The following is a 25,548-nucleotide window of genomic DNA, read 5'->3' on the forward strand; positions in this document are numbered from 1 at the left end:
CGGTTCGCGCGAGCGAGGCGGGCGGCATGGCGGCATCGTATAACTCCAAGGAGTCTCTGATGGGCCAGTACACCGCACCGTTGCGCGACATGCAGTTCGTGCTCCATGAACTGCTCGGCGCCGCAGCCGAACTGAAGGCGATGCCGCCGCACGCGGACATCGACGCGGACACCATCAACCAGGTCATCGAGGAAGCCGGCAAGTTCTGCGCGGACGTGGTGTTCCCGCTCAACCAGGTGGGCGACCGCGAGGGCTGCACCTACGCCGGCGATGGCGTGGTCAAGGCCCCCACCGGCTTCAAGGAAGCCTACCAGCAGTATGTCGAGGCCGGCTGGCCGGCACTGGCATGCGACCCGGCCTTCGGCGGCCAGGGCCTGCCGATCGTGGTCAACAACGTGGTCTACGAGATGCTGAACTCGGCCAACCAGGCCTGGACCATGTATCCCGGCCTGTCGCACGGCGCCTATGAGGCCCTGCACGCACACGGCACCCCCGAGCTGCAGCAGACCTACCTGCCCAAGCTGGTGTCCGGCGTCTGGACCGGCACCATGTGCCTGACCGAGCCGCATTGCGGCACCGACCTCGGCATCCTGCGCAGCAAGGCCGAGCCCCAGGCCGACGGCTCCTACCTGATCACCGGCACCAAGATCTTCATCTCCGCCGGCGAGCACGACCTGGCCGAGAACATCATCCACCTGGTGCTGGCGCGGCTGCCGGACGCGCCCGCCGGCACCAAGGGCATCTCGCTGTTCGTGGTGCCCAAGTTCATCCCCGATGCCAGCGGCAACCCGGGCCAGCGCAACGGCATCCAGTGCGGCTCGATCGAGCACAAGATGGGCATCCACGGCAACGCCACCTGCGTGATGAACCTGGACGGCGCGCGCGGCTGGATGGTGGGCGAGCCCAACAAGGGCCTCAACGCCATGTTCGTGATGATGAACGCCGCGCGCCTGGGCGTGGGCGCGCAAGGCCTGGGCCTGACCGAGGTGGCGTACCAGAACTCGGTCGCCTACGCCAAGGACCGCCTGCAGATGCGCGCGCTGACCGGCCCCAAGGCCCCCGAGAAGGCCGCGGATCCGATCATCGTGCACCCGGACGTGCGCCGCATGCTGCTGACCCAGCGCGCCTACGCGGAAGGCGGCCGCGCCTTCAGCTACTGGACCGCGCTGCAGATCGACCGCGAGCTGTCGCACCCGGACGAGGCGGTGCGCAAGCAGGCCGGCGAACTGGTCGCGCTGCTGACGCCGGTGATCAAGGCGTTCCTGACCGACAACGCCTTCACCGCCACCAACGAGGGCATGCAGGTGTTCGGCGGCCACGGCTACATCTCCGAATGGGGCATGGAGCAATACGTGCGCGACGCCCGCATCAACATGATCTACGAAGGCACCAACACGATCCAGGCACTGGACCTGCTGGGCCGCAAGATCCTCGGCGACATGGGCGCGAAGATGAAGGTCTTCGGCAAGATCGTGCAGGAATTCGTCGAGGCCGAAGGCACCAATGAAGCCATGCAGGAGTTCATCAACCCGCTGGCCGACCTGGGCGACAAGGTGCAGAAGCTGACCATGGAAATCGGCATGAAGGCGATGGGCAACGCCGACGAAGTCGGCGCCGCCGCGGTGCCGTACCTGCGCGTGGTGGGCCACCTGGTGTTCTCTTACTTCTGGGCACGGATGGCCAAGATCGCGCTGGAGAAGGAAGCCAGCGGCGACAAGTTCTACACCGCCAAGCTGGCCACCGCGCGCTTCTACTTCGCCAAGCTGCTGCCGGAAACGGCCGGCGAGATCCGCAAGGCGCGCGCTGGTTCGGCGTCGCTGATGGCGCTGGACGCGGATTTGTTCTGATTTTCCGCTGCGGCTGCAAAAACTCTCACTTCAACGCTCACTAATCCAGGAGCGCGCATGTCCAATTTCATCGTCAAGAAGGTCGCCGTGCTGGGTGCCGGCGTCATGGGCGCGCAGATCGCCGCCCACCTGATCAACGCGCGCGTGCCGGTGGTGCTGTTCGACCTTCCAGCCAAGGAAGGCCCGAAGAACGGCATCGCGCTGCGCGCCATCGAGAACCTGAAGAAGCTGTCGCCCGCGCCGCTGGGCCTGAAGGAAGAGGCCGGCCTGATCCAGGCCGCCAACTACGAAGACGATATCGCCCTGCTCAAGGAATGCGACCTGGTGATCGAGGCGATCGCCGAACGCATGGACTGGAAGCACGACCTGTACAAGAAGGTCGCGCCGCACCTGGCTTCGCACGCGATCTTCGCCACCAACACCTCGGGCCTGTCGATCACCGCGCTGTCCGACGGCTTCGATGCGGACCTGAAGTCGCGCTTCTGCGGCGTCCACTTCTTCAACCCGCCGCGCTACATGCACCTGGTCGAGCTGATCCCGACCGCGACCACGCAGCCGCAGATCCTCGACCAGCTCGAAGCCTTCCTGACCACCACGCTCGGCAAGGGCGTGGTGCGTGCCAAGGACACGCCCAACTTCATCGCCAACCGTGTCGGCATCTTCTCGATCCTGGCGGTGTTCGCCGAGGCCCAGAAGTTCGGCATCCCGTTCGACGTGGTCGACGACCTGACCGGGTCCAAGCTGGGGCGCGCCAAGTCCGCCACCTTCCGCACCGCGGACGTGGTCGGCCTGGATACCATGGCGCACGTGATCAAGACCATGCAGGACAACCTGCACGACGACCCGTTCGCGCCGGTCTACCAGACCCCGGCCGTGCTCAAGGGCCTGGTCGACGCGGGCGCGCTGGGCCAGAAGACCGGCGCCGGCTTCTACAAGAAGGAAGGCAAGGCGATCAAGGTGCTCGACGCCAGCACCGGCCAGTACGTCGATGCCGGCAAGAAGGCCGACGAGATCGTGGTGCGCATGCTGAAGAAGGAACCGGCCGAGCGCATCCGGCTGCTGCGCGAGTCGGGCAACCCGCAGGCGCAGTTCCTGTGGGCGGTGTTCCGCGACGTGTTCCACTACATCGCGGTGTACCTGGAGCAGATCGCCGGCTCCGCCGCCGATATCGACCTGGCGATCCGCTGGGGCTTCGGCTGGAATTCGGGTCCGTTCGAGGACTGGCAGGCGGCCGGCTGGAAGCAGGTAGCCGAGTGGGTCAAGGAAGACGTCGAGGGCGGCAAGGCGCTGTCGGGCGCGCCGCTGCCGGCGTGGGTGTTCTCCGGCCCGGTGGCCGACAACCAGGGCGTGCACGCGCAGTCCGGCTCGTGGTCGCCCGCGACGCAGTCGTTCGTCGCGCGCAGCACGCTGCCGGTGTACCAGCGCCAGGCCTTCCGCGCCGCGATCCAGGGCACCGCCGCGGCCGATCCGCGCAAGGCCGGCCGCACCGTCGAGGAGAACGATGCGGTGCGCATCTGGGTGGGCGAGGGGCAGGACGACGTGCTGGTGGTCTCGTTCAAGAGCAAGATGAACACCATCGGTCCCGACGTGATCGACGGCCTGACCCGCGCCATCGACCTGGCCGAGGCCGGCTACAAGGGCCTGGTGGTGTGGCAGCCGACCTCGCTGCAGCTCGGCGCGCCGGGCGGCCCGTTCTCGGCGGGCGCCAACCTGGAAGCGGCCATGCCCGCCTTCATGATGGGCGGCGCCAAGGGCATCGAGCCGTTCGTGAAGAAATTCCAGGACGGGATGATGCGCGTGAAGTACGCCGCGGTGCCGGTGGTGTCGGCGGCGTCGGGCATCGCGCTGGGCGGCGGCTGCGAGTTGATGCTGCATTCGGCTGCACGCGTGGCTGCGCTCGAAACCTATATCGGCCTGGTGGAGGTAGGCGTGGGCCTGGTCCCGGCCGGCGGCGGCCTGAAGGAAGCCGCGCTGGCCGCTGCACGCGCCGCGCAGGCGGCAGGCAGCACCAACTACCTGCAGTTCCTGACCAGCCGCTTCCAGAGCGCGGCCATGGCCAAGGTCTCCGGCTCGGCGCTCGAGGCGCGCCAGATGGGCTACCTGCAGCCGTCCGACCAGATCGTCTTCAACGTGCATGAACTGCTGTACGTGGCGCAGAACGCCGTGCGCGCGCTGGCCGACGCCGGCTACCGCGCGCCGCTGCCGACGCTGATCCCGGTTGCCGGCCGTTCCGGCGTGGCCACCATCAAGGCCTCGCTGGTCAACATGCGCGACGGCGGCTTTATCTCCGCGCACGATTTCCTGATCGCCACGCGCATTGCCGAAGTGGTGTGCGGCGGCGACGTCGACACCGGCGTGCTGGTCAGCGAGGACTGGCTGCTGGCGCTGGAGCGCAAGGCCTTCGTCGACCTGCTGGGCACCGGCAAGACACAGGAGCGCATCATGGGCATGCTGCAAACCGGCAAGCCGGTGCGCAACTAATCAGGCTAGCGAGGAACCGAGATCATGAAACAACTGCAAGACGCATATATCGTTGCGGCCACCCGCTCGCCGATCGGCAAGGCGCCCAAGGGCGCGTTCAGGCACACGCGCCCCGACGACCTGCTGGCCACCATCCTGAAGGCCGCGGTGGCACAGGTCCCTGACCTGGACCCGAAGCTGATCGAGGACGCCATCGTCGGCTGCGCCATCCCGGAGGCGCAGCAGGGCCTGAACGTGGCCCGCATCGGTGCGCTGCTGTCGGGGTTGCCGAACACGGTCGGCGGCATCACCGTCAACCGCTTCTGTGCCTCGGGCCTGAGCGCGGTGGCGATGGCGGCGGACCGCATCCGCGTGGGCGAGTCCGATGTGATGATCGCCGCCGGCGTGGAGTCGATGAGCATGGTGCCGATGATGGGCAACTCGCCGTCGATGTCGCCGGAGATCTTCACCCGCGACGAGAACGTCGGCATTGCCTACGGCATGGGCCTGACCGCCGAGAAGGTCGCGCAGCAGTGGCAGGTCAGCCGCGAGGACCAGGACGCGTTCTCGCTCGCGTCGCACCAGAAGGCCATCGCGGCGCAGCAGGCCGGCGAGTTCAAGGACGAAATCACGCCGGTCGAGACCGTCGAGCGCTTCCCGGACCTCGCCAGCGGCCAGGTCAGCATGAAGACGCGCACCATCGCGCTGGATGAAGGTCCGCGCCCGGATACCTCGATCGAAGGCCTGGCCAAGCTGCGCCCGGTGTTTGCCAGCAAGGGCAGCGTCACCGCCGGCAACAGCTCGCAGACCTCCGACGGCGCCGGCGCTTTGATCCTGGTCTCGGAAAAGGTCCTCAGGCAGTTCAACCTGGTGCCGCTGGCGCGCTTCGTTTCGTTCGCGGTGCGTGGCGTGCCGCCGGAAATCATGGGCATCGGTCCCAAGGAAGCGATCCCGGCGGCGCTGAAGGCGGCCGGCCTGAGCCAGGACCAACTGGACTGGATCGAGCTGAACGAAGCCTTCGCCGCGCAATCGCTGGCGGTGATGCGCGACCTGCAGCTCGATCCCGCGCGGGTCAACCGCATGGGCGGCGCGATCGCGCTGGGCCACCCGCTCGGCGCCACCGGAGCGGTCCGCTCGGCCACGGTGGTGCACGCGCTGCGCCGTCACAACCTGAAGTACGGCATGGTCACCATGTGCGTTGGCACGGGCATGGGTGCTGCAGGAATCTTCGAGCGCGTATAAACGCGCCTGCGGGACGGTTTCCCGTGGGGACCGTCCCGCCCTTCTGTCAGGTGAAGAGAGCAGTACCGGGGGCTGCCGCCCGCGAGCGCGGGTCACCAGCAGGGAGGAGACAACAATATGCAGGAGACAGCCATCCTGGCCGATGCCGCGTGCGACTTGCCGCGCGACATCATGGCCGCGCTGCAGGTCCACACCATTCCGTTCCGCATTCGCGCGGGCGAACGCTTTGTCGCCGACACGCGCGACGAAGACGCGCTGCCCACGCTCTACCGGCAATACCTGGTCGGGCGCCAGGATCACTACGCCGAATCCATTCCGCTGCTCGAACGCGAGCTGGAAGAGCACCTGCTGCGCAATGTGGTCACGCAGTGCGACCGCGCCATCCTGCTCACCATCGCCAGCGCCCGCAGCAAGCTGTACGCGCATGCGAGCGGCGCCGTGATCGGCACCGTGGCCCGCAGCGTGCGGTTGCGCAAGCAGGCTGGCCGCTCAGGGTTGTTCGACCTGACCGTGATCGACACCGGTGCCATTGGTCCAGGCCAGGCGCTGATCGTGCGAGAGGCCGCGCGCATGGCCATGGGCGGCGCCAGCCCGCAGGCAGTACGCGATGCTGTTGAAACGCGCCTGCGCGATGCCGCCCAGATGTTCCTGGTGCCGGACGAACTGCTTTACATGTACACCCGCGCGCGCCAGAAGGGCGAGGGCAGCATCACGTGGGGCCGCTACATGATGGGTAGTACATTCAATATCCGGCCGGTGGTGCGCATGCATCGCGGCCATACCGAAGCGATCGGCAGGGCGCGCGGCTCGGAAGAGGGCGCACGCCGCGTACTGGAGCATGCCGAGCAATGTATCCGCGCTGGCGACCTGCTGGTGCCGGCGATTTCGGTCTGCTACGCCGGGCCCCTCGATGACGTGCGCGCGCTGCCGGCCTACCAGTCGCTGGCGCATAGCGCGCGCCGCCACGGCGTCGAGCTGATGCTGGCGCCGATGAGCCTGACGGTGGCACTGAATGTCGGCGCGCGCGCGTTCGGGCTCAGCTATCTGGCCGAGTCGCCGCCGCCTTTCGAATAACTCCCACAGACGAGGACACCATGAGCATTCGCACCAGCATCGAGCAGGGCATCCTGACGCTCGAATTCGACCGCATCGACAAGAAAAACGCCATCACCGCGGCGATGTACCAGTCGCTGGCCGACGCGCTGCGCGCGGCCGGGACCGATCCCGCCGTGCGCGCCATCCTGCTGCGCGGCAAGCCCGAAGTCTTCACCGCCGGCAATGACCTCGAGGATTTCATGCAGCGCCCTCCCGGCGCGGGCGAAGGCGCCGAAGCGGCTCCGGTGTTCCAGTTCCTGTACCAGATCAGCCATGCCAGCAAGCCGGTGGTGGCGGCGGTCAGCGGCGCGGCGGTTGGCGTGGGCACCACCATGCTGTTGCATTGCGACCTGGTCTATGCGTCCGACACCGCCAGGCTGTCGCTGCCGTTCGTGCAGCTTGGGCTGTGCCCCGAGGCCGCCTCCAGCCTGCTGCTGCCACGGCTGGTCGGCTACCAGCGCGCGGCCGAGAAGCTGCTGCTGGGCGAGGCCTTCAACGCGCAGGAAGCACTCGAGATCGGGCTGGTGACGCGGGTGCTGCCGGTGGCCGAGCTGCATGACTTCGCCCTGGCGCAGGCGCGCAAGCTGGCGGCCTTGCCGGCGTCGTCGCTGCGCGAGACCAAGCGCCTGATGAAGGCCGGCGCGATGGCCGAAGTGGAGAAGCAGATGGCCGACGAGGGCGCGGTGTTCCGGCGCATGCTGGTGGCGCCGGAGGCGAAGGAGGCGTTCAGCGCGTTCTTTGAAAAGCGGAAGCCGGATTTCACGAAGTTTGAGTGAGAAACCGGAAAACTTCCTCTACCGCTTGATTGCTCCCCTCTCCCGCTTGCGGGAGAGGGGTTGGGGGAGAGGGCAGGCGCTCGGCAAGCACGCTCACGCCTCACTACGTAAAGACTCCCGCCCTCACCCCAACCCTCTCCCGCAAGCGGGAGAGGGAGCACACCGATCGATGAGCGATAGCCTCTGGGACCTCAAGCCGTCGGCAACACCCGCGGCTGCCGCGACTCATCCGTCGCCACGTACGTCAACGTCGCCTCGGTCACCTTGACGATCTCGTTGCTATGCCGCATCCGCTGCGCATAGACTTCCACCGCGACCGTGATCGAGGTACGCCCGGTCTTGACGATATCGGCGTAGAAGCTCACCAGGTCGCCGACAAATACCGGGTGCTTGAACAGGAAAGAATTGACCGCCACGGTCGCGACACGTCCCTGCGCGCGCTCGACCGCCGGGATCGACCCTGCAATATCCACTTGCGCCATGATCCAGCCGCCGAACACGTCGCCGTGCACGTTGGCGTCGGCGGGCATCGGCACCACGCGCAGCGCGGGATTCTTGCCGGCGGGCAGGGCGGGGACGGTATGGGGAGCGTTCATGACGGTATGCGGCTGGACTTCCGATGGGGGCGCCGGCCGCGACGAAAAACCCTTCGCCAGCCGCGCAACGCGATCTCTGCGACAATCGCGCATTGGCCCGGATTCTAACGTATGCGCCGCTATTCCACGACCGCCGAGCAGGCCCCCGACACTGCCTCGGTCAAGCTCTTTCCCGGCCAGCGCGCCCCCCGCAGCGACTGGCAGACCGTCCGCAACCTGTTGCCCTATGTCTGGCACTACAAGTGGCGCGTAATGCTGGCGCTGGCGTGCCTGGTGGCGGCCAAGGTGGCCAACCTGGGCGTGCCGGTGCTGATGAAGCGGCTGATCGACAGCATGAACATCACCGCCGGCGACCCGCGTGCGCTGCTGGCGGTGCCGGTCGGACTGATCGTCGCCTACGGCCTGCTGCGCCTGTCCGCGACGCTGTTCACCGAGTTGCGGGAAATCCTCTTTTCCAAGGTCACGCAGAGCGCCGTGCGCGAGATCGCGCTGCAGGTGTTCCGCCACCTGCATGCGCTGTCGCTGCGCTTCCACCTCGACCGCCAGACCGGCGGCATGAGCCGCGACATCGAGCGCGGCACGCGCGGCATCCAGTCGCTGATCTCGTATTCGCTGTACAGCATCCTGCCCACCCTGGTGGAAATGGCGCTGGTGATCGGCTTCTTCGTGCTGCACTACGACATCTGGTTCGCCGCCATCACCGGCTGCGCGCTGGTGGGCTATATCGTCTTCACCATCGTGGTGACGGAATGGCGCACGCACTTCCGCCGCCGCATGAACGAGCTCGATTCGCGCGCCAACCAGAAGGCGATCGATTCGCTGCTGAACTTCGAGACCGTCAAGTACTTCGGCAATGAAGCCTACGAGGCGCAGCGCTACGACGAGAACCTGCGCAAGTACCGCACCGCGGCGATCCGCTCGCAGAACTCGCTGTCGTTCCTCAACTTCGGCCAGCAGGCCATCATCGCCATCGGCCTGATCCTGATCCTGTGGCGCGCCACGGTGGGGGTGGTCGACGGCAAGCTCACGCTGGGCGACCTGGTGCTGGTCAACACGCTGATGATCCAGCTCTATATCCCGCTGAACTTCCTCGGCGTGATCTACCGCGAGATCAAGCAGGCCACCACCGACATGGACCGCATGTTCGTGCTGCTGGGCACGCACCAGGAGGTGGCCGACGCGCCGGGCGCGCCACCGCTGCGGGTCAGTGGCGCGCAGGTGCGCTTCCGCGACGTGCGCTTCAGCTACGAGGCCGACCGCCTGATCCTGGACGGCGTCGATTTCACCATTGCGGCGGGCAGCACCACCGCGGTGGTGGGGCACAGCGGCTCGGGCAAGTCGACGCTGGCGCGGCTGCTGTTCCGCTTCTACGACGTCGGCGGCGGCGCGATCGAGATCGACGGCCAGGACATCCGCGCCATCACCCAGGACAGCCTGCGCCGCGCCATCGGCATCGTGCCGCAGGACACCGTGCTGTTCAACGACAGCATCTACTACAACATCGCCTACGGCCGCCCGGACGCGACCCGCGACGAAGTCATCGCCGCGGCGCAGGCGGCGCAGATCGACGCCTTTATCCGCGAGCTGCCGCAGGGCTACGACACGCCCGTGGGCGAGCGCGGGCTCAAGCTGTCCGGCGGCGAGAAGCAGCGCGTGGCGATCGCGCGCACGCTGCTGAAGAATCCGCCGGTGCTGGTGTTCGACGAGGCGACTTCCGCGCTGGATTCGCGCACCGAGCAGGCGATCCAGGCCGAGCTGATGCGCCTGGCGCAGAACCGCACCACGCTGCTGATCGCGCACCGGCTCTCCACCGTGGTCCATGCCGACCAGATCCTGGTGATGGACCACGGCCGCATCGTCGAGCGCGGCACCCATGCGCAGCTGATGCGCGCGGGCGGGCGCTATGCCGAGATGTGGGACATCCAGGCGCGCGCCGCCGCCAGGGGCGGCGACGCGGTCGGCGCGGAGGCGCTGGCTCTCGACGTGGGCGACGCCACCCAGGACGCCTGAGCCCTTATCGGCCGCGCCGGCTTGCACCAGGGCGCGGCGCGGATTGTCGGCAATCGCTGCCGACGATGCCGCTGCGGCAATCGCCGCGCCCATTTCTGGTTCGACAATCGCGCGCGGGCACGCCCTGAAACGGGGCCGGAAAGGCTGGCACATCCCTTGCGGACGGATCCCTCCGAAATCACTATCCACGGAGAGATGCCATGCCCCAATCCCGCGCTGCGCAAGTGCCGCCCGGCGTTTTCACGGCTGCCGGCGAGAACGCCGCCAGCACCGCCAGCACCGCCAGCACCGCCAGCACCGCGGCACGTCCGGCCCCCGCTCCGGCGCGCCGCCGCCTGCTGAAGCTGGGCGCAATGCTCGGCACCGGGCTGGTGCTGTCGACACTATGCGCCGGCGTGGCCCACGCGCAGGCTGCGCCGACCAAGGTCAGGTTCCAGCTCGACTGGCGCTTCGAGGGGCCGGCGGCACTGTTCCTGCTCGGCGAGCAGAAGGGCTACTACATGGCCGAGAAGCTAGAAGTCTCGATCGATGCCGGCAATGGCTCGGGCAACGTGGTCAACCGGGTGGCCTCGGGCACCTATGACATGGGCTTCGCCGACATGTCGTCGGTGATGGAGTTCTACGGCAACAACCCCGACGCGAAGAACAAGCCGGTGGCGGTGATGATGGTCTACAACAACACGCCCGCGGCCATCCTGGCGCTGAAGAAGTCGGGCATCCGCGCGCCGAAGGACCTGGCCGGCAAGCGCCTGGGCGCGCCGGTGTTCGACGCCGGCCGCCGCGCCTTCCCGATCTTCGCCCGGGCCAACGGCCTGCAGGCATCGTCGTTCAACTGGCAGGCGATGGACCCGACGCTGCGCGAAACCATGCTGGTGCGCGGCGACCTCGATGCCATCACCGGGTTTTCGTTCACGTCGATCCTGAACCTGAACGCGCGCGGTGTGAGGGACGAGGACATCGTGGTGCTGCCGTACCCGCAGTTCGGCGTGAAGCTGTACGGCAACGCCGTGATCGCGTCGGAGGAATTCATCAAGAAGAACCCGGAGGCGGTGAAGGCGTTCCTGCGCGCCTTCATCAAGTCGGCGCGCGACGTGATCGCGCGTCCGGAGGAAGGCATCCGCGCGCTCAAGGCGCGCGACGGCATCATCGACGAGAAGCTGGAAACGCGCCGGCTGAAGCTGGCGCTGGACAGCGTGGTCAGGTCGCCCGACGCGAAGGCCGAGGGCTTTGGCCGCGTCAGCAAGCCGCGCCTGTCGCTGATGGCTTCGCAGGTGGCCGATGCCTTCGGCACCAAGGGCCGTATCAACGCCGATGCGCTGTGGACCGACGCGTACCTGCCGGGCGCGGCCGAACTGGACGTGCTGCGATGATGGCGCGCCTGGCTGAATCCATGCCGGCCGCCTCGACTAACGCGACTGCCGCGACTGCCGCGACCGCGCCGGTCGAGCCCTTTGTCGATTTCAACCGGGTCTGGCTGGCCTATGACGACACGCTCGCGCGCCAGGGCGAGTTCGCGGTGGAAGACCTGTCGCTGCAGGCCGCGCCGGGCGAGTTCATCGCCATCGTCGGCCCGTCCGGCTGCGGCAAGTCCACCTTCATGAAGCTGGCCACCGGCCTCAGGCCCGCCACGCGCGGCATGGTCAAGGTTGCCGGGCACAAGGTGAGCGGGCCGCTCAAGCAGGTCGGCATGGCGTTCCAGGCGCCGACGCTGCTGCCGTGGCGCACCACGCTCGACAACGTGATGCTGCCGCTGGAGATCGTCGAGCCCTACCGCTCGACCTTGCGGGCGCGCCGCGACGAGTACATTGATCGCGCCCGCCGGCTGCTGCATACCGTGGGCCTGGGCGGCTACGAGGACAAATACCCGTGGCAGCTCTCCGGCGGCATGCAGCAGCGCGCGTCGATCTGCCGCGCGCTGATCCACCAGCCGCGCATGCTGCTGCTCGACGAGCCCTTCGGCGCGCTCGACGCCTTCACCCGCGAAGAACTCTGGTGCGTGCTGCGCGACCTGTGGCAGGCGCAGCGCTTCAACGTGATCCTGGTCACGCACGACCTGCGCGAGGCCGTGTTCCTTGCCGACACGGTCTACGTGATGAGCCCGCGACCCGGCCGCATCGTGATGCGCAAGGAGATCGGCCTGCCGCGGCCGCGCGATCTGGAACTGACCTATACCGAGCCCTTCGCCGAGCTGGTGCACGCGCTGCGCGAGAAGATCGGCCATGTGCGCCAGCACTGAGCCACCACTGAGGCCAACTGAGAAGACCCGATGATGATGATGACTCTGACTTCGGCGCAGGAGCGCCGCGTGCAGCGCGTGGCGCCGTGGCTGCTGCTGGCCGCGGTGCTGCTGCTGTGGCAGGGCGCGTGCATGGCCTTCGACGTCTCCGACTTCATCCTGCCGACGCCGTCAGCCATCGTGGCCGCGCTGGCGGACTACGCGGACGTGATCGCCGGCCATGCCTGGCGCACCTTCTGGACCACCATGGTGGGTTTCGGCGTGGCCATCGGCGTGGGCGTGCTGCTCGGGCTGGCGATGGGCTCGTCGCGGCTGCTCTACGCCGCCAGCTACCCGCTGATGACCGCCTTCAACGCGCTGCCCAAGGCCGCCTTCGTGCCGATCCTGGTGGTGTGGTTCGGGCTCGGCGCCGGCCCGGCCATCCTGACCGCGTTCCTGATCTCGTTCTTCCCGATCATGGTCAATATCGCCACCGGGCTGGCCACGCTGGAGCCGGAACTGGAAGACGTGCTGCGCGTGCTCGGCGCCAAACGGCGCGACGTGCTGTTCAAGGTCGGCCTGCCGCGCGCGCTGCCGTACTTCTTTGCCTCGCTCAAGGTGGCGATCACGCTGGCCTTTGTCGGCACCACGGTGTCGGAGATGAATGCCGCCAACGAGGGCATCGGCTACCTGCTGGTGTCGGCCGGCTCCGCCATGAAGATGCCGCTGGCCTTCGCCGGGCTGGTGGTGATCGCGGTGATGGCGATGGCGATGTACGAGCTGTTCGCGGTGGTGGAGAAGCGCATGACCGGCTGGGCCCACCGGGGCTGAGGCGGGGCAGGTGGCGAAGCGCCGTGCGCCGATGGATAATCCGCGTCATGGAAATCAAATGGCTTGAAGACTTCGTCAGCCTGGCCGAGACGCACAGCTTCTCGCGCTCGGCCGAACTGCGCCACGTCACGCAGCCGGCGTTCTCGCGGCGGATCCAGTCGCTGGAGGCGTGGGTCGGCACCGAGCTGATCGACCGCTCGAGCTATCCCACCAGCCTGACCCCGGCCGGCAAGGTGTTCTACGAGCAGGCCCTGGCGATGCTGGCGCAGGTCAGCGAGACCCGCGCGCTGATGCGCGGCCAGCGCTCGGCCAATGCGCAGGTGCTGGAATTCGCGGTGCCGCACACGCTGTCGCTGACCTTCTTCCCGGAATGGCTCAAGGCGCTGGAGCGCAAGCTCGGCACGCTGCCGTGCCGGCTGCGCGCGCTCAATGTCCATGACGCGGTGCTGATGCTGGTCGAGGGCGGCTGCGACCTGGTGATGGTGTACCACCACGCGCGCCAGGCCATCCAGCTCGATCCGGCGCGGTACGACATGCTGGTGCTCGGTACCGAACGGCTCTCGCCCTACAGCGTGCCGGACCCCGCCGGCAAGCCCCAGTTCCGGCTGCCGGGCACCGACAAGAAGCCGGTGCCGTTCCTCAGCTATACGCCCAACGCCTTCCTCGGCCGCATGGTCGACCTGCTGCTGGCCGATACCGCGGAGGCGCTCAAGCTCGACAAATGCTACGAGACCGACATGGCCGAGGCGCTCAAGGTGATGGCGCTGTCGGGCCACGGCATGGCCTTCCTGCCCGAAAGCGCGGTGCGCGAAGACGTCGCGGCGGGGCGCCTGGTGCGGGCCGAGTCGGCGCGCGGCCTGCCGCTGTCGATCGACATGGAGATCCGGCTGTATCGGGAAAAGCCGGGCGAGAACGGCGGAGAACGGCGCGCCGGGGCGCGCCGCAAGCGCCAGCTGGTGGACCAGGTTTGGGGGACGCTGACCTCCACGTAGCGATGGCCTACGCAAACGTTATGCGCGTCTTGCATAACCCGATGAGCAAACGGCATTGGATTCCGAGCGGCCGCCAAGCCTAAGCTTGCGCCCATCTTCCACCCCGGAAACCATCCCGATGTCTTCTGCAGCACCGACCAACACTGCTGGCCAAAAGCACGCAATTCCGTCCTACCTCAACGCCGACAACCTCGGTCCCTGGGGCATCTACCTGCAGCAAGTCGACCGCGTCACGCCCTATCTGGGTTCGCTGGCGCGCTGGGTCGAGACCCTCAAGCGCCCCAAGCGCGCCCTCATCGTCGACGTGCCGATCGAGCTCGACAACGGCACCATCGCCCATTTCGAGGGCTACCGGGTGCAGCACAACCTGTCGCGTGGCCCGGGCAAGGGCGGCGTGCGCTTCCACCAGGACGTGACCCTGTCCGAAGTGATGGCGCTGTCGGCCTGGATGTCGGTGAAGAACGCGGCGGTCAACGTGCCGTACGGCGGTGCCAAGGGCGGCATCCGCGTCGACCCGCGCACGCTGTCGCAGGCCGAGCTGGAACGCCTGACGCGCCGCTACACCAGCGAAATCAACATCATCATCGGGCCGAGCAAGGACATCCCGGCACCGGACGTCAACACCAACGCACAGGTGATGGCGTGGATGATGGACACCTATTCGATGAACTCGGGCAGCACCTCGACCGGCGTCGTGACCGGCAAGCCGATCTCGCTGGGCGGCTCGCTGGGCCGCCACGAGGCCACCGGCCGCGGCGTGTTCGTGGTCGGCTCCGAGGCCGCGCGCAATATCGGCCTCGAGGTCAAGGGCGCGCGCGTGGCGGTGCAGGGCTTCGGCAACGTCGGCGCGGTCGCCGCCAAGCTGTTCCATGAGGCCGGCGCCAAGGTGGTGGCGGTGCAGGACCACCGCACCACGCTGTTCGACCCGGCCGGCCTGGACGTGCCGGCGATGATGGAATACGCCTCGCACAGCGGCACCATCGACGGCTTCCCCGGCGAAGTCCTGCGTACCGAGCAATTCTGGGAAGTCGATTGCGACATCCTGATCCCCGCCGCGCTGGAAGGCCAGATTACCGCGGAAAACGCGCCGAAGATCACGGCAAAGCTGGTGATCGAGGGCGCCAACGGCCCGACCACGCCGCAGGCCGACGACATCCTGCGCGAGCGCAATATCCTGGTCTGCCCCGACGTGATCGCCAACGCCGGCGGCGTGACCGTGTCCTACTTCGAATGGGTGCAGGACTTCTCCAGCTTCTTCTGGACCGAGGAAGAGATCAACCAGCGCCTGGTACGGATCATGCAAGAAGCCTTCCGGGCAATCTGGCAAGTGGCACAGGAAAACAAGGTGACGCTGCGCACGGCGGCGTTCATCGTGGCCTGTACGCGGATCCTGCAGGCGCGCGAGATGCGCGGCCTGTACCCCTGACCGGGGCAGGCAGGCCCGGGGCGAGGCACTGGCATGGTGCAGTGCAATAACCGTCCCGGATCCCGCGATCATGACCGTCAGACGCGGTCTCCGGCAAGCGCCGGAGACCGCGTTGTCGTATCCGGACGCGCTGCGCACGGATTGCCCCGAAGTGGGGTTCTAGGAGAAAACCCAGTTGTATTGCGGCGGATGCTGCGCAATACTGTTTCACCAGTGGGGGTTATATTCTTTGAATCCCGCTTTCTCTTCATGGTCAAGGAGATGTTATGAATTTCGCCAAGTTGGCTGCCCTGATGATTGCCGGGGGCGTAATGTGCGGGACGGCACAGGCAGCCGAACAACTGACGGGCACGCTGAAGAAGATCAAGGACACCGGCGTCATCACCCTGGGCGTGCGCGAGTCGTCGATTCCGTTCAACTACAACCTCGGCGGCGTGCGCCAGGTCGGCTATTCCTACGATATCAACATGAAGATCGTGGAAGCCATCAAGGACCAGTTGAAGCTGCCGAACCTGCAGGTCAAGGAAATCCCGATCACCTCGCAGAACCGCATCACGCTGCTGCAGAACGGCACCATCGACATCGAATGCGGCTCGACCACCAATAACCTGGAACGCCAGAAGCAGGTCGCCTTCACCAATTCCATCTTCATCATCGGCACGCGCATCATGGTGAAGAAGGATGCCGGCATCAAGGACTGGGCCGACCTGAAGGGCAAGAACGTCGTCACCACCGCCGGCACCACGTCGGAGCGCCTGCTGCGCAAGATGAACGACGACCAGAAGCTCGGCATGAACATCATCAGCACCAAGGACCACGGCCAGTCGTTCCTGACGCTTGAGTCGGGCCGCGCGGTGGCGTTCATGATGGACGACGCGCTGCTGTACGGCGAGCGCGCCAAGGCCAAGAATCCGGCCGACTGGATCGTGGTGGGCAAGCCCCAGTCGCGCGAATCCTACGGCTGCATGATCCGCAAGGACGACCCGCAATTCAAGAAGCTGTCCGACACCGTGATCTCCGGCATGATGAAGGATGGCTCGGTCAATACCCTGTACACCAAGTGGTTCATGCAACCGGTTCCGCCCAAGGGCCTGAACCTGGACTTCCCGCTGTCCGAAGACATGAAGACGCTGATCAAGGCGCCTAACGACAAGGCGCTGGACTGACCTGCCGTTGACAGCACTGCGAAACGGAAGGCTCGTCCTTCCGTTTCTTTTTGAGGACGCAACATGAACTACAACTGGCATTGGGGAGTTTTCCTCGAACAGGCCGCCCAGAACGAGACCTACCTGGACTGGATGATCTCCGGCCTGAAGGTCACGCTCGCGCTGGGGCTTTCGTCCTGGGTCATTGCGCTGGCCATCGGCTCGGTGCTCGGCGTGCTGCGCACGGTGCCGAACAAATGGCTGGCCGGCATTGCCGCCACCTATGTCGAGATTTTCCGCAACATCCCGCTGCTGGTGCAGCTGTTCATCTGGTATTTCGTCGCCCCCGAGCTGCTGCCCGGCGGCGAGGCGATCAAGCAGATGAACCCGTTCGCGCAGCAGTTCCTGGCCGCCATGCTGTGCCTGGGAACGTTTACCGCCGCGCGGGTCTGCGAGCAGGTGCGCTCGGGCATCAACTCGCTGGCGCGCGGGCAGAAGAACGCGGGCCTGGCAATGGGCTTCACGCTGCCGCAGACCTACCGCCACGTGCTGCTGCCGATGGCGTTCCGCGTGATCGTGCCGCCGCTGACTTCCGAATTCCTGAACATCTTCAAGAACTCGGCGGTGGCGTCGACAATCGGCCTGCTGGAACTGGCCGCGCAGGGGCGCCAGCTGGTGGACTACACCGCGCGTCCGTATGAATCGTTCATCGCGGTCACGCTGATGTACGCGCTGATCAACGTCACGGTGATGCTGCTGATGCGCTGGGTCGAGGCCCGCACGCGCGTGCCCGGCTTCATCGGCGGCAAGTAAGGGGGCGCCATGGCTTATTCCTTCGATTTCACCTCGATCAACCCGAGCACGCTGCACGTGCTGGGCGAGGGCATGATGGTCTCGCTCAAGATCACCGTCACCGCGGTGGTGGTCGGCATCGTCTGGGGCACCATCCTGGCGATGATGCGGCTGTCGTCGTTCAGGCTGCTGAACTGGTTCGCGCAGGGGTACGTGACCATCTTCCGCTCGATCCCGCTGGTGATGGTGCTGTTGTGGTTCTTCCTGATCATCCCGCAGGTGCTGCAGGGCATCTTCAACCTGTCGCCCGCGACCGACCTGCGCATGACCTCGGCGCTGGTGGCGTTCGCGCTGTTCGAGGCCGCGTACTACTCCGAGATCATCCGCGCGGGCATCCAGAGCGTGTCGCGCGGGCAGATGTTCGCGGCGCAGGCGCTGGGCATGACCTACGGGCAGTCGATGCGGCTGGTGATCCTGCCGCAGGCGTTCCGCAACATGGTGCCGCTGCTGCTGACGCAGGGCATCATCCTGTTCCAGGATACGTCGCTGGTATACGTGAGCGCGCTGGCCGACTTCTTCGGCCAGGCCTACGGCATCGGCGAGCGTGATGGCCGGATCGTCGAGATGCTGCTGTTCGCCGGCCTGGTGTACTTCATCATTTGTTTCTCCGCTTCGCTGCTGGTCAAGCGTTATCAGAAAAAGGTGGCTGTATGATCGAAATTAATAACGTTTCCAAGTGGTACGGCTCGTTCCAGGTGCTGACCGACTGCACCACCAAGGTTGCCAAGGGTGAAGTGGTGGTGGTGTGCGGCCCGTCGGGTTCGGGCAAGTCCACGCTGATCAAGACCGTCAATGCGCTCGAGCCGTTCCAGAAGGGCGACATCCTGGTCGACGGCACCTCGGTGGGCAACCCCAAGACCAACCTGCCCAAGCTGCGTTCGCGCGTCGGCATGGTGTTCCAGAACTTCGAGCTGTTCCCGCACCTGTCGATCACCGAGAACCTGACCATTGCGCAGATGAAGGTGCTGGGCCGCTCCAAGGACGAGGCCATGGCCAAGGGCCTGAAGTACCTGGAGCGCGTGGGCCTGAAGAGCCAGGCCGAGAAGTACCCCGGCCAGCTGTCGGGCGGCCAGCAGCAGCGCGTGGCGATCGCACGCGCGCTGTCGATGGATCCGATCTGCATGCTGTTCGATGAGCCCACTTCCGCGCTGGACCCGGAAATGGTCAATGAAGTGCTGGACGTGATGGTGCAGCTGGCGCAGGAAGGCATGACCATGATGTGCGTGACCCACGAAATGGGCTTCGCGCGCAAGGTGGCCAACCGGGTGATCTTCATGGACCAGGGCAAGATCGTCGAGGACGCCGACAAGGAAGAGTTCTTCGGCAATATCGACGCCCGCTCGGAGCGCGCGCGGCAGTTCCTGTCGAAGATCCTGCATCACTGAGCGGACTGCCGACCGCCAAGTAAAAAAGGGACGCCTGGGCGTCCCTTTTTTACTCGTGGCGGGAAGGGCTCAGGTACAGGCGGTATTGGCCGCGTTCTTGGCCTGGACCTCGGGCGGGATCGGCACGCTCAGCGTCATGGTCGGGCGCCCATGCTCGAACATGATCAGCTCGCCCGGGGCGAACTGGGTCCAGGTCTCGTTGTCGGTAAGCGGCGCGGTGGCGATCACGGCGACGCGGTCGTCCGGCGTGGTGACCTGCGCGAAGTCGATCGACAGGTCCGCATCGATCAGGTGCGCCGTCGAGAACGGCCACTCCCGCACGATGTAATAGAGGCGGGTAGAGCAGTGGGCAAACAGGGCCTGCCCGTTGCTCAGCAGGAAATTGAACACGCCGTGCAGCGTGATATCGCGGGTGATGTCGGCCAGCGCGTGGCCGAGTTCGTTCAACGGCGGCTGCGAGCCCGGGAAGCGCTTGCGCAGGCCCTGCATCAGCGTGCAGAAGGCCAGTTCGCTATCGGTATCGCCCACCGGCTGGTAGACGCCGGACAGGAACGGGGTGAAGCCGTGCAGGTCGCCGTTGTGGGCGAAGATCCAGTGCCGGCCCCACAGCTCGCGCATGAAGGGATGGCAGTTCTCCAGCAGCACGGTGCCCTGCGTGGCCTTGCGGATATGCGAGATGACGTTCTTGGACTTGATCGGATAGCGCTTGATCAGGTCCGCCACCGGCGAGGTGCCGGCGGACTGGTTGTCGATGAACAGGCGGCAGGCCTTGTCTTCGAAGAAGGCGACACCGAAGCCGTCGGCGTGGTGGTCGGTCACGCCGCCGCGCGCGGCAAAGCCGGTGAAGGAGAACGTCACGTCGGTCGGCGTGGCGCAGTTCATGCCTAGCAGCTGGCACATGTCGGGGCACCGGTCGGCAGGGGGCTGCCGCTTTGCAATAGAATGCAGGCATTATCCCGCGCGCCCGTGCCGCTGCCAAGCAACCGCGGACGCTCCCCCTGGTGCCAATGACGCCAGCCATGGCGCCACCATACCTGCTAGCAATCCCGAGAACGATGAGCCAATACAAGATTGCCGTGATTCCCGGAGACGGAATCGGCACGGAAGTCATGCCCGAGGGCATCCGCGTGATGGACGCCGCGGCGCGCCGCTTCGGCATCGACTTCCAGTGGGATCACTTCGATTTTTCCAGCTGCGACTACTACGCCCGCCACGGCAAGATGCTGCCGGACGACTGGTTCGACACGCTGGTGAAGTACGACGCCATCTACTTCGGCGCGGTCGGCTGGCCGGATACGGTGCCCGACCATGTCTCGCTGTGGGGTTCGCTGCTGCAGTTCCGCCGTTCGTTCGACCAGTACGTCAACCTGCGCCCGGTGCGGCTGATGCCCGGCATCCGCAGCCCTCTGGCCGGCCGCCAGCCCGGCGACATCGATTTCTACGTGGTGCGCGAGAACACCGAGGGCGAATACTCCAGCATCGGCGGGCGCATGTTTCCCGGCACCGAGCGCGAGATCGTGGTGCAGGAAACCGTGATGAGCCGAACCGGTGTCGACCGCATCCTGAAGTTCGCCTTTGAACTGGCCCGGAAGCGTCCGAAAAAGCACCTGTCCTCGGCGACCAAGTCCAACGGCATCTCGATCACGATGCCGTACTGGGACGAGCGGGTCGAGGCCATGGCCGCCAACTACCCCGGGATCAAGGTCGACAAGTACCACATCGACATCCTGACCGCGCATTTCGTACAGCATCCGGACTGGTTCGACGTGGTGGTGGCGAGCAACCTGTTCGGCGACATCCTGTCCGACCTGGGCCCGGCCTGCACCGGCACCATCGGCATCGCGCCGTCGGGCAATATCAATCCGGAGCGCACCTTCCCCAGCCTGTTCGAGCCGGTGCACGGCTCGGCCCCGGACATTGCCGGGCGCGGCGTGGCCAACCCGATCGGGCAGATCTGGTGCGGCGCCATGATGCTGGAGCATCTCGGCCATGACGAGGCCGGTGCCGCCGTGCTGCGAGCGATCGAGCAGGTGCTGGCCGCCGGGCCGGAGCACGCGCCACTGACGCGCGACATCGGCGGCAAGGCCGGGACCGCCGACCTGGGCCGCGCCATCGCGGAGGCGCTGTGAGCGCCGGGTTCGCGGGGGACGCCCGCGCACTGCTGCTCGAGACCTTCCACGCCGCGGTGGCGGCGGCCGACCCGCTGCAGATCGTCGCGCAGCACCTGCCGCCGCCGCACGCCGGCGGCCGCACGCTGGTGGTGGGCGCGGGCAAGGCCGCCGCGTCGATGGCCGCGGCGGTCGAGCGCGCCTACGCCGGCAAGGCCACGCTGGAAGGGCTGGTGGTCACGCGCTACGCGCACGGCATGCCGACCGACCATATCCGCGTGATCGAGGCCGGCCATCCGGTGCCCGACGAATCGGGCGAGCAGGCCGCGGCCGAGATCCTGGCCGCAGTGCAGTCACTGACGCCGCAGGACCGGCTGCTGGTGCTGGTCTCGGGAGGCGGTTCGAGCCTGCTGTCGCTGCCGGCCGAGGGCATTCCGATGGCCGACCTGAAGGCGACCACCAGGGAATTGCTGCGCTGTGGCGCGCCGATCACCGACATGAACATCGTGCGCAAGCACATCTCGCGCATCCAGGGCGGCCGGCTGGCGCAGGCAAGCCAGGCGCCGGTGACCACGCTGATCGTCTCGGACGTGGCCGGCGACGATCCCAGCGCGATCGCCTCGGGACCGACCGTGGCCGATCCCAGCACTTTCGCTGACGCGCTGCAGATCCTGCGCCGCTACGGCGCCCAGGTGCCGGCCAGCGTGCAGTCGCACCTGGAACGCGGCGCGCTTGGCGAGGTGGCGGAGACGCCCAAGCCGGGCGATCCGTTGTTCGATCGCGTCGACAACATCATGATCGCGACCGCCCATGGCAGCCTGGAAGCGGCCGCGGCGCTGTTCCGCGCCCGCGGCATCACGCCGGTGCTGCTGGGCGATACCGTGACCGGTGAGGCGCGTGAAGTGGCGCGCGTCTATGCGGCGCTGGTGCGTGAGATTCGCGCGTACAATGCGCCGTTCGCCGCGCCCGTGGCGCTGATCTCCGGGGGTGAGTGCACGGTCACTTTGCCGGCCGGCGGTGGCGCCAGCAAGGCGCGCGGCGGGCGCTGCTCGGAGTTCCTCCTGTCGCTGGCGGTCGAACTGGCAGGCATGCCCGGCGTGCACGCGATCGCGGCCGACACCGACGGCATCGATGGCTCGGAAGACAACGCCGGCGCGCTCGCCGACCCGACCACGCTGGCGCGCGCCGAGGCCGCCGGCTGGGCGGGCCAGCACCAGCTGGACGCGCACGATGCGTGGGGCCTGTTCGATGCCATCGGCGACCTCGTGGTTACCGGTCCGACGCGCACCAACGTCAACGACTATCGCGCCATCCTGATTCTCTGATTTCGACGAACGCCAGCCGCCAGCGGCCGGCCCCAAGCTAGCCATGACCCAGAAGCTCACCATCACCCGCCCGGACGACTGGCACCTGCACCTGCGCGACGGCGCGGCGCTGGCCGCCGTGCTGCCCGACACCGCCCGCCAGTTCGCCCGTGCCATCATCATGCCCAACCTGAAGCCGCCGGTGACCACGGTGGCGCAGGCCCAGGCCTATCGCGCCCGCATCCTGGCCGCGCTGCCGGCCGGCATGCAGTTCGAGCCGCTGATGACGCTGTACCTGACCGACAACACCAGCGCCGAGGAAATCGTCGCGGCCAAGGCCAGCGGCTTTGTGCACGGCGTCAAGCTGTACCCGGCGGGAGCCACCACCAACAGCGATGCCGGCGTGACCGACATCCGCCGTTGCTACCCGGCGCTGGAAGCGATGCAGCGCGAAGGCCTGCCGCTGCTGGTGCACGGCGAGGTCACCGACCCGGCCATCGATATCTTCGACCGCGAGGCCGTGTTCATCGAGAAGGTGATGACGCCGCTGCGCCGCGACATGCCCGAGCTGAAGGTGGTGTTCGAGCACATCACCACCAAGGACGCAGCGCAGTACGTGCGCGACGCGAGCGGCCCGGTCGGCGCCACCATCACCGCGCACCACCTGCTCTACAACCGCAACGCCATCTTCACCGGTGGCATCCGCCCGCACTACTACTGCCTGCCAGTGCTCAAGCGCGAAACCCACCGCGAGGCGCTGGTGGCGGCCGCCACCTCGGGCAGCGAGCGCTTCTTCCTGGGTACCGACAGCGCGCCGCACGCGCGCGGCCTGAAGGAGCACGCCTGCGGCTGCGCCGGCTGCTATACCGCGCTGCATGCGATGGAGCTGTATGCCGAAGCCTTCGACGCCGCGGGCGCGCTGGACAAGCTGGAAGCCTTCGCCAGCTTCAACGGCCCGGCCTTCTATGGCCTGCCACGCAACACTGGCACGCTTACGCTGGAGCGCGAAGACTGGCAACTGCCGGCCGAACTGCCGTATGGCGACACCACGCTGGTGCCGCTGCGCGGCGGCGAAACGCTGCGCTGGAAGGCGCGCTGACCACTGCGGCGTTGCAAGCCGGAGCAATTGCGGCGGGCGAATCCTTCACCGCCGTGCTGGCCGGGATCGACTGGTCCCGGCCATGGTTCCAACCCTTTGCCGCACGCGGCGCAGCGCTGGCCGCGGCAGTGCAGCGCGGTGCGGACCTGCGCGCATTGCTCGATGCCGAGTCTGGCGCGCTGGGCCTGCGCAACGCGCGCGGCTTGCCGCTGCATTTTGTCGCGCAGCAGGCCTTGCCCGAGGGCAAGGCCTATGAAGCGCATATCCATGCCACGGGCGAAGTCCCGACACGCGACAACCTCCACGATTTCTTCAACGCACTGGTCTGGCTGCATTTCCCGCAGGCCAAGCGCTTACTCAACCAGATCCAGGCCACGGTGATCGCGCGCGAAGGCGTGCAGACCACCCGCGGCGGCGTACGCGACGCGGCCACGCTGTTCGACGAGAACGCGGTGCTGTTCCTGAGCGAGGGCGACGAACATGCCGAAGCGCTGCGCGGGTTTGCCTGGCAGCGGCTTTTTGTCGCGCAGCGGCATGCGTGGGACACGGCGTGCAGAGTCGTGCCGTTCGGCCATGCACTGCTGGAAAAGCTGGTGCGGCCGTACAAGGCCGTGACCGCGCATGCCTGGACGCTGCCGCTGATGCCGGGTGGCGCGCATACGCTGGATAAGGCGGTGGCGCTGTCGCTGCAAGAGGCGGCTGCAGCCGGCACGCTGCGCGGCGGCCGTTGCTTTGCGCCGCTGCCGGTAATGGGCATACCGGCATGGTGTGACGATAATGCCTCGCCCGATTTCTATACCGACACCACGGTATTCCGGCCCGGGCGCATGCGCGATCTACCCCGGCAACCCGATTGAATCGGTGTTAGACTGCGGGCCGCAAAGCAGGCCAGGCAACCGCTGCCTGCACCGCAAGGTGCAGGGGGAGGAAAGTCCGGACTCCACAGGGCAGGGTGTTGGCTAACAGCCATCCACGGCAACGTGCGGAATAGGGCCACAGAGACGAGTCTTGCCGCCGGGTTCGCCCGGCGGGAAGGGTGAAACGCGGTAACCTCCACCTGGAGCAATCCCAAATAGGCAGGCGATGAAGCGGCCCGCTGAGTCTGCGGGTAGGGAGCTGGAGCCGGCTGGTAACAGCCGGCCTAGAGGAATGGTTGTCACGCGCCGCGCGCCGCAAGGCGGGCGGGGCGCACAGAATCCGGCTTATCGGCCTGCTTTGCTTCAGTCATCGGCACGACCCGGCGCCCGCGCGGCACACCGGGCGGGCTAAACTTCCATCAGCCTTCGACGATTTCCAGCGTGTGCGTGATCTCGGCCGTCTTGGCCAGCATGATCGACGCCGAGCAGTACTTCTCGTGCGACAGCTTGATCGCGCGCTCGACCGTGGCGGGGTTGAGATTCTTGCCGGTGACCACAAAATGGAAGTTGATGCGGGTGAACACCTTGGGGTCTTCGCCGGCGCGCTCGGCCTGCAGCTGCACGCTGCAGCCGGTGACGTCCTGGCGGCCGCGCTTGAGGATCAGCACCACGTCATAGGCGGTGCAGCCGCCCGTGCCGAGCAGCACCATTTCCATCGGCCGCGGGGCCAGGTTGTGGCCGCCGCCTTCGGGGGCGCCGTCCATGGCAACGATATGACCGCTGCCGGTCTGGGCGACGAAGCTCATGCCGTCGGCGCCCATCCATGTTACTTTGCATTCCATTTTGTTCGTTCCTATGCTTTGTGTTGTCGGTTTTCGATCACAAGCGCGTGATTTCGAATCTTGCATTTCCCAGTATATGGCAACGTCTAGTTTGGGGCATCGCTGCCGATAACCTTAGAAAACCTGAGGGTTTCCTCTAGTGTGTGGGCGGGGTGACACCGACGCTGGTTTGATAAGTTATTGATTTTTAAGGCGTAAATTTGATGCCGGAAGAGCCCGGTAGCGTTTCGTAATACGAAATCCCATTTCGCACTACAAATTTCCCTTGCATCCGGGCAAACCCTAGGTATAATTCGAATCATTGAACGACGGCGCAGACAGCGCGCCAGAGTGCGAAAGCGAAGCCTCCAGCCAAGCCCCCGCACCGCCCGCCGGTCCCGCCGTCGATCTCCAAGTGTCTCCTCCACCCTCCTCCTTTGGTGGATTCAAACCCAAGCTCAACCGCTTGGGTTTTTTTTCGCCTGAA

Annotated in this window: 22 protein-coding genes and 1 other RNA gene; 20 read left to right on the plus strand and 3 right to left on the minus strand. The window is 66.6% G+C overall.

Annotated features, from left to right (window positions below; translation table 11 throughout):
- Nucleotides 1-59: 59 nt before the first annotated feature.
- The 5 genes from CBM2586_RS02115 to CBM2586_RS02135 all read left to right on the plus strand — a co-directional run bounded on the left by CBM2586_RS02115 (nucleotide 60) and on the right by CBM2586_RS02135 (nucleotide 7,420).
- Nucleotides 60-1,847, plus strand: coding sequence for an acyl-CoA dehydrogenase C-terminal domain-containing protein (locus CBM2586_RS02115; protein ID WP_115686717.1), 1,788 nt, complete (start codon nucleotides 60-62; stop codon nucleotides 1,845-1,847).
- Nucleotides 1,848-1,904: 57 nt separating this feature from the next.
- Entirely contained in the window at nucleotides 1,905-4,328 is a 2,424-nt protein-coding gene (locus tag CBM2586_RS02120) for a 3-hydroxyacyl-CoA dehydrogenase/enoyl-CoA hydratase family protein (protein ID WP_115686718.1), read from the plus strand.
- A 21-nt stretch (nucleotides 4,329-4,349) separates the two neighbouring features.
- Nucleotides 4,350-5,549, plus strand: coding sequence for an acetyl-CoA C-acyltransferase (locus CBM2586_RS02125; protein WP_115663036.1), 1,200 nt, complete (start codon nucleotides 4,350-4,352; stop codon nucleotides 5,547-5,549).
- A 117-nt stretch (nucleotides 5,550-5,666) separates the two neighbouring features.
- Complete coding sequence (locus CBM2586_RS02130; RefSeq protein WP_115663035.1) at nucleotides 5,667-6,623, plus strand: DegV family protein; 957 nt, start codon at nucleotides 5,667-5,669, stop codon at nucleotides 6,621-6,623.
- 20 nt (nucleotides 6,624-6,643) lie between these two features.
- The gene (locus CBM2586_RS02135) at nucleotides 6,644-7,420 is read left to right on the plus strand and encodes an enoyl-CoA hydratase (protein WP_115686719.1); all 777 of its coding nucleotides are present in this window, start codon (nucleotides 6,644-6,646) and stop codon (nucleotides 7,418-7,420) included.
- A 191-nt stretch (nucleotides 7,421-7,611) separates the two neighbouring features.
- Here the strand turns inward: CBM2586_RS02135 and CBM2586_RS02140 are convergent, their stop codons facing one another.
- Nucleotides 7,612-8,016 carry an acyl-CoA thioesterase gene (locus CBM2586_RS02140; RefSeq protein WP_025583457.1) on the minus strand — a complete coding sequence of 135 codons (405 nt, stop codon included), beginning with the start codon at nucleotides 8,014-8,016 and terminating at the stop codon, nucleotides 7,612-7,614.
- A 111-nt stretch (nucleotides 8,017-8,127) separates the two neighbouring features.
- On the opposite strand from CBM2586_RS02140, the gene CBM2586_RS02145 reads away from it, so the two are divergent.
- From CBM2586_RS02145 to CBM2586_RS02190, 10 genes are all read left to right on the plus strand, one after another.
- Nucleotides 8,128-10,026 carry an ABCB family ABC transporter ATP-binding protein/permease gene (locus tag CBM2586_RS02145; RefSeq protein ID WP_115663033.1) on the plus strand — a complete coding sequence of 633 codons (1,899 nt, stop codon included), beginning with the start codon at nucleotides 8,128-8,130 and terminating at the stop codon, nucleotides 10,024-10,026.
- A gap of 200 nt (nucleotides 10,027-10,226) precedes the next feature.
- Nucleotides 10,227-11,396 carry an ABC transporter substrate-binding protein gene (locus CBM2586_RS02150; protein ID WP_172583277.1) on the plus strand — a complete coding sequence of 390 codons (1,170 nt, stop codon included), beginning with the start codon at nucleotides 10,227-10,229 and terminating at the stop codon, nucleotides 11,394-11,396.
- A gap of 20 nt (nucleotides 11,397-11,416) precedes the next feature.
- Nucleotides 11,417-12,262, plus strand: coding sequence for an ABC transporter ATP-binding protein (locus tag CBM2586_RS02155; RefSeq protein ID WP_240987883.1), 846 nt, complete (start codon nucleotides 11,417-11,419; stop codon nucleotides 12,260-12,262).
- Between the two features lie 36 nt (nucleotides 12,263-12,298).
- On the plus strand, nucleotides 12,299-13,072 hold the full coding sequence (locus CBM2586_RS02160; RefSeq protein ID WP_172583319.1) for an ABC transporter permease: 774 nt from the start codon (nucleotides 12,299-12,301) through the stop codon (nucleotides 13,070-13,072).
- A gap of 47 nt (nucleotides 13,073-13,119) precedes the next feature.
- Complete coding sequence (locus CBM2586_RS02165) at nucleotides 13,120-14,064, plus strand: LysR family transcriptional regulator (RefSeq protein ID WP_115663031.1); 945 nt, start codon at nucleotides 13,120-13,122, stop codon at nucleotides 14,062-14,064.
- 118 nt (nucleotides 14,065-14,182) lie between these two features.
- Nucleotides 14,183-15,490: a Glu/Leu/Phe/Val family dehydrogenase gene (locus CBM2586_RS02170; RefSeq protein WP_115663030.1), complete on the plus strand. Its 1,308-nt coding sequence runs from the start codon at nucleotides 14,183-14,185 to the stop codon at nucleotides 15,488-15,490.
- Nucleotides 15,491-15,756: 266 nt separating this feature from the next.
- Complete coding sequence (locus CBM2586_RS02175; RefSeq protein WP_115663029.1) at nucleotides 15,757-16,656, plus strand: glutamate/aspartate ABC transporter substrate-binding protein; 900 nt, start codon at nucleotides 15,757-15,759, stop codon at nucleotides 16,654-16,656.
- A 63-nt stretch (nucleotides 16,657-16,719) separates the two neighbouring features.
- Entirely contained in the window at nucleotides 16,720-17,448 is a 729-nt protein-coding gene (locus tag CBM2586_RS02180; RefSeq protein ID WP_115663028.1) for an amino acid ABC transporter permease, read from the plus strand.
- 9 nt (nucleotides 17,449-17,457) lie between these two features.
- Entirely contained in the window at nucleotides 17,458-18,141 is a 684-nt protein-coding gene (gene gltK, locus CBM2586_RS02185; protein WP_115663027.1) for a glutamate/aspartate ABC transporter permease GltK, read from the plus strand.
- A complete protein-coding gene (locus CBM2586_RS02190; protein WP_115663026.1) occupies nucleotides 18,138-18,872 on the plus strand; it encodes an amino acid ABC transporter ATP-binding protein in 735 nt (244 codons plus the stop codon). Before gltK ends, CBM2586_RS02190 begins: the two co-directional genes overlap by 4 nt.
- A 69-nt stretch (nucleotides 18,873-18,941) precedes the next feature.
- On the opposite strand, the gene CBM2586_RS02195 is transcribed toward CBM2586_RS02190, so the two are convergent.
- On the minus strand, nucleotides 18,942-19,772 hold the full coding sequence (locus tag CBM2586_RS02195; protein ID WP_115663025.1) for a class II glutamine amidotransferase: 831 nt from the start codon (nucleotides 19,770-19,772) through the stop codon (nucleotides 18,942-18,944).
- A gap of 155 nt (nucleotides 19,773-19,927) precedes the next feature.
- Between CBM2586_RS02195 and CBM2586_RS02200 the strand changes: the two genes are divergently transcribed.
- The 5 genes from CBM2586_RS02200 (at nucleotide 19,928) to rnpB (ending at nucleotide 24,604) form a co-directional block, all read left to right on the plus strand.
- Nucleotides 19,928-21,001 carry a tartrate dehydrogenase gene (locus CBM2586_RS02200; protein ID WP_115686721.1) on the plus strand — a complete coding sequence of 358 codons (1,074 nt, stop codon included), beginning with the start codon at nucleotides 19,928-19,930 and terminating at the stop codon, nucleotides 20,999-21,001.
- Nucleotides 20,998-22,305 (plus strand): glycerate kinase type-2 family protein, encoded by a 1,308-nt coding sequence (locus CBM2586_RS02205; protein ID WP_115663023.1) that lies wholly within the window; start codon nucleotides 20,998-21,000, stop codon nucleotides 22,303-22,305. Before CBM2586_RS02200 ends, CBM2586_RS02205 begins: the two co-directional genes overlap by 4 nt.
- Nucleotides 22,306-22,348: 43 nt before the next feature.
- Entirely contained in the window at nucleotides 22,349-23,383 is a 1,035-nt protein-coding gene (gene pyrC / locus CBM2586_RS02210; protein WP_115686722.1) for a dihydroorotase, read from the plus strand.
- Between the two features lie 11 nt (nucleotides 23,384-23,394).
- Nucleotides 23,395-24,240 carry a DUF3025 domain-containing protein gene (locus tag CBM2586_RS02215; RefSeq protein WP_240987884.1) on the plus strand — a complete coding sequence of 282 codons (846 nt, stop codon included), beginning with the start codon at nucleotides 23,395-23,397 and terminating at the stop codon, nucleotides 24,238-24,240.
- A 23-nt stretch (nucleotides 24,241-24,263) separates the two neighbouring features.
- An RNA gene (rnpB, locus tag CBM2586_RS02220) (RNase P RNA component class A) lies at nucleotides 24,264-24,604 on the plus strand.
- 55 nt (nucleotides 24,605-24,659) lie between these two features.
- Here the strand turns inward: rnpB and CBM2586_RS02225 are convergent.
- Entirely contained in the window at nucleotides 24,660-25,082 is a 423-nt protein-coding gene (locus CBM2586_RS02225) for an OsmC family protein (RefSeq protein ID WP_018008793.1), read from the minus strand.
- Nucleotides 25,083-25,548: the final 466 nt, after the last annotated feature.

This window comes from Cupriavidus taiwanensis (assembly GCF_900250115.1).
Classification (GTDB): domain Bacteria; phylum Pseudomonadota; class Gammaproteobacteria; order Burkholderiales; family Burkholderiaceae; genus Cupriavidus; species Cupriavidus taiwanensis_B.

Coding starts and splice junctions, on each gene's coding strand:
- CBM2586_RS02115 (WP_115686717.1), top strand. CDS start 60: ATGGGCCAGTACACCGCACCGTTGCGCGACATGCAGTTCGTGCTCCAT.
- CBM2586_RS02120 (WP_115686718.1), top strand. CDS start 1,905: ATGTCCAATTTCATCGTCAAGAAGGTCGCCGTGCTGGGTGCCGGCGTC.
- CBM2586_RS02130 (WP_115663035.1), top strand. CDS start 5,667: ATGCAGGAGACAGCCATCCTGGCCGATGCCGCGTGCGACTTGCCGCGC.
- CBM2586_RS02135 (WP_115686719.1), top strand. CDS start 6,644: ATGAGCATTCGCACCAGCATCGAGCAGGGCATCCTGACGCTCGAATTC.
- CBM2586_RS02140 (WP_025583457.1), bottom strand. CDS start 8,016: ATGAACGCTCCCCATACCGTCCCCGCCCTGCCCGCCGGCAAGAATCCC.
- CBM2586_RS02145 (WP_115663033.1), top strand. CDS start 8,128: ATGCGCCGCTATTCCACGACCGCCGAGCAGGCCCCCGACACTGCCTCG.
- CBM2586_RS02150 (WP_172583277.1), top strand. CDS start 10,227: ATGCCCCAATCCCGCGCTGCGCAAGTGCCGCCCGGCGTTTTCACGGCT.
- CBM2586_RS02155 (WP_240987883.1), top strand. CDS start 11,417: ATGCCGGCCGCCTCGACTAACGCGACTGCCGCGACTGCCGCGACCGCG.
- CBM2586_RS02160 (WP_172583319.1), top strand. CDS start 12,299: ATGATGACTCTGACTTCGGCGCAGGAGCGCCGCGTGCAGCGCGTGGCG.
- CBM2586_RS02165 (WP_115663031.1), top strand. CDS start 13,120: ATGGAAATCAAATGGCTTGAAGACTTCGTCAGCCTGGCCGAGACGCAC.
- CBM2586_RS02170 (WP_115663030.1), top strand. CDS start 14,183: ATGTCTTCTGCAGCACCGACCAACACTGCTGGCCAAAAGCACGCAATT.
- CBM2586_RS02175 (WP_115663029.1), top strand. CDS start 15,757: ATGAATTTCGCCAAGTTGGCTGCCCTGATGATTGCCGGGGGCGTAATG.
- CBM2586_RS02180 (WP_115663028.1), top strand. CDS start 16,720: ATGAACTACAACTGGCATTGGGGAGTTTTCCTCGAACAGGCCGCCCAG.
- gltK (WP_115663027.1), top strand. CDS start 17,458: ATGGCTTATTCCTTCGATTTCACCTCGATCAACCCGAGCACGCTGCAC.
- CBM2586_RS02190 (WP_115663026.1), top strand. CDS start 18,138: ATGATCGAAATTAATAACGTTTCCAAGTGGTACGGCTCGTTCCAGGTG.
- CBM2586_RS02195 (WP_115663025.1), bottom strand. CDS start 19,772: ATGTGCCAGCTGCTAGGCATGAACTGCGCCACGCCGACCGACGTGACG.
- CBM2586_RS02200 (WP_115686721.1), top strand. CDS start 19,928: ATGAGCCAATACAAGATTGCCGTGATTCCCGGAGACGGAATCGGCACG.
- pyrC (WP_115686722.1), top strand. CDS start 22,349: ATGACCCAGAAGCTCACCATCACCCGCCCGGACGACTGGCACCTGCAC.
- CBM2586_RS02225 (WP_018008793.1), bottom strand. CDS start 25,082: ATGGAATGCAAAGTAACATGGATGGGCGCCGACGGCATGAGCTTCGTC.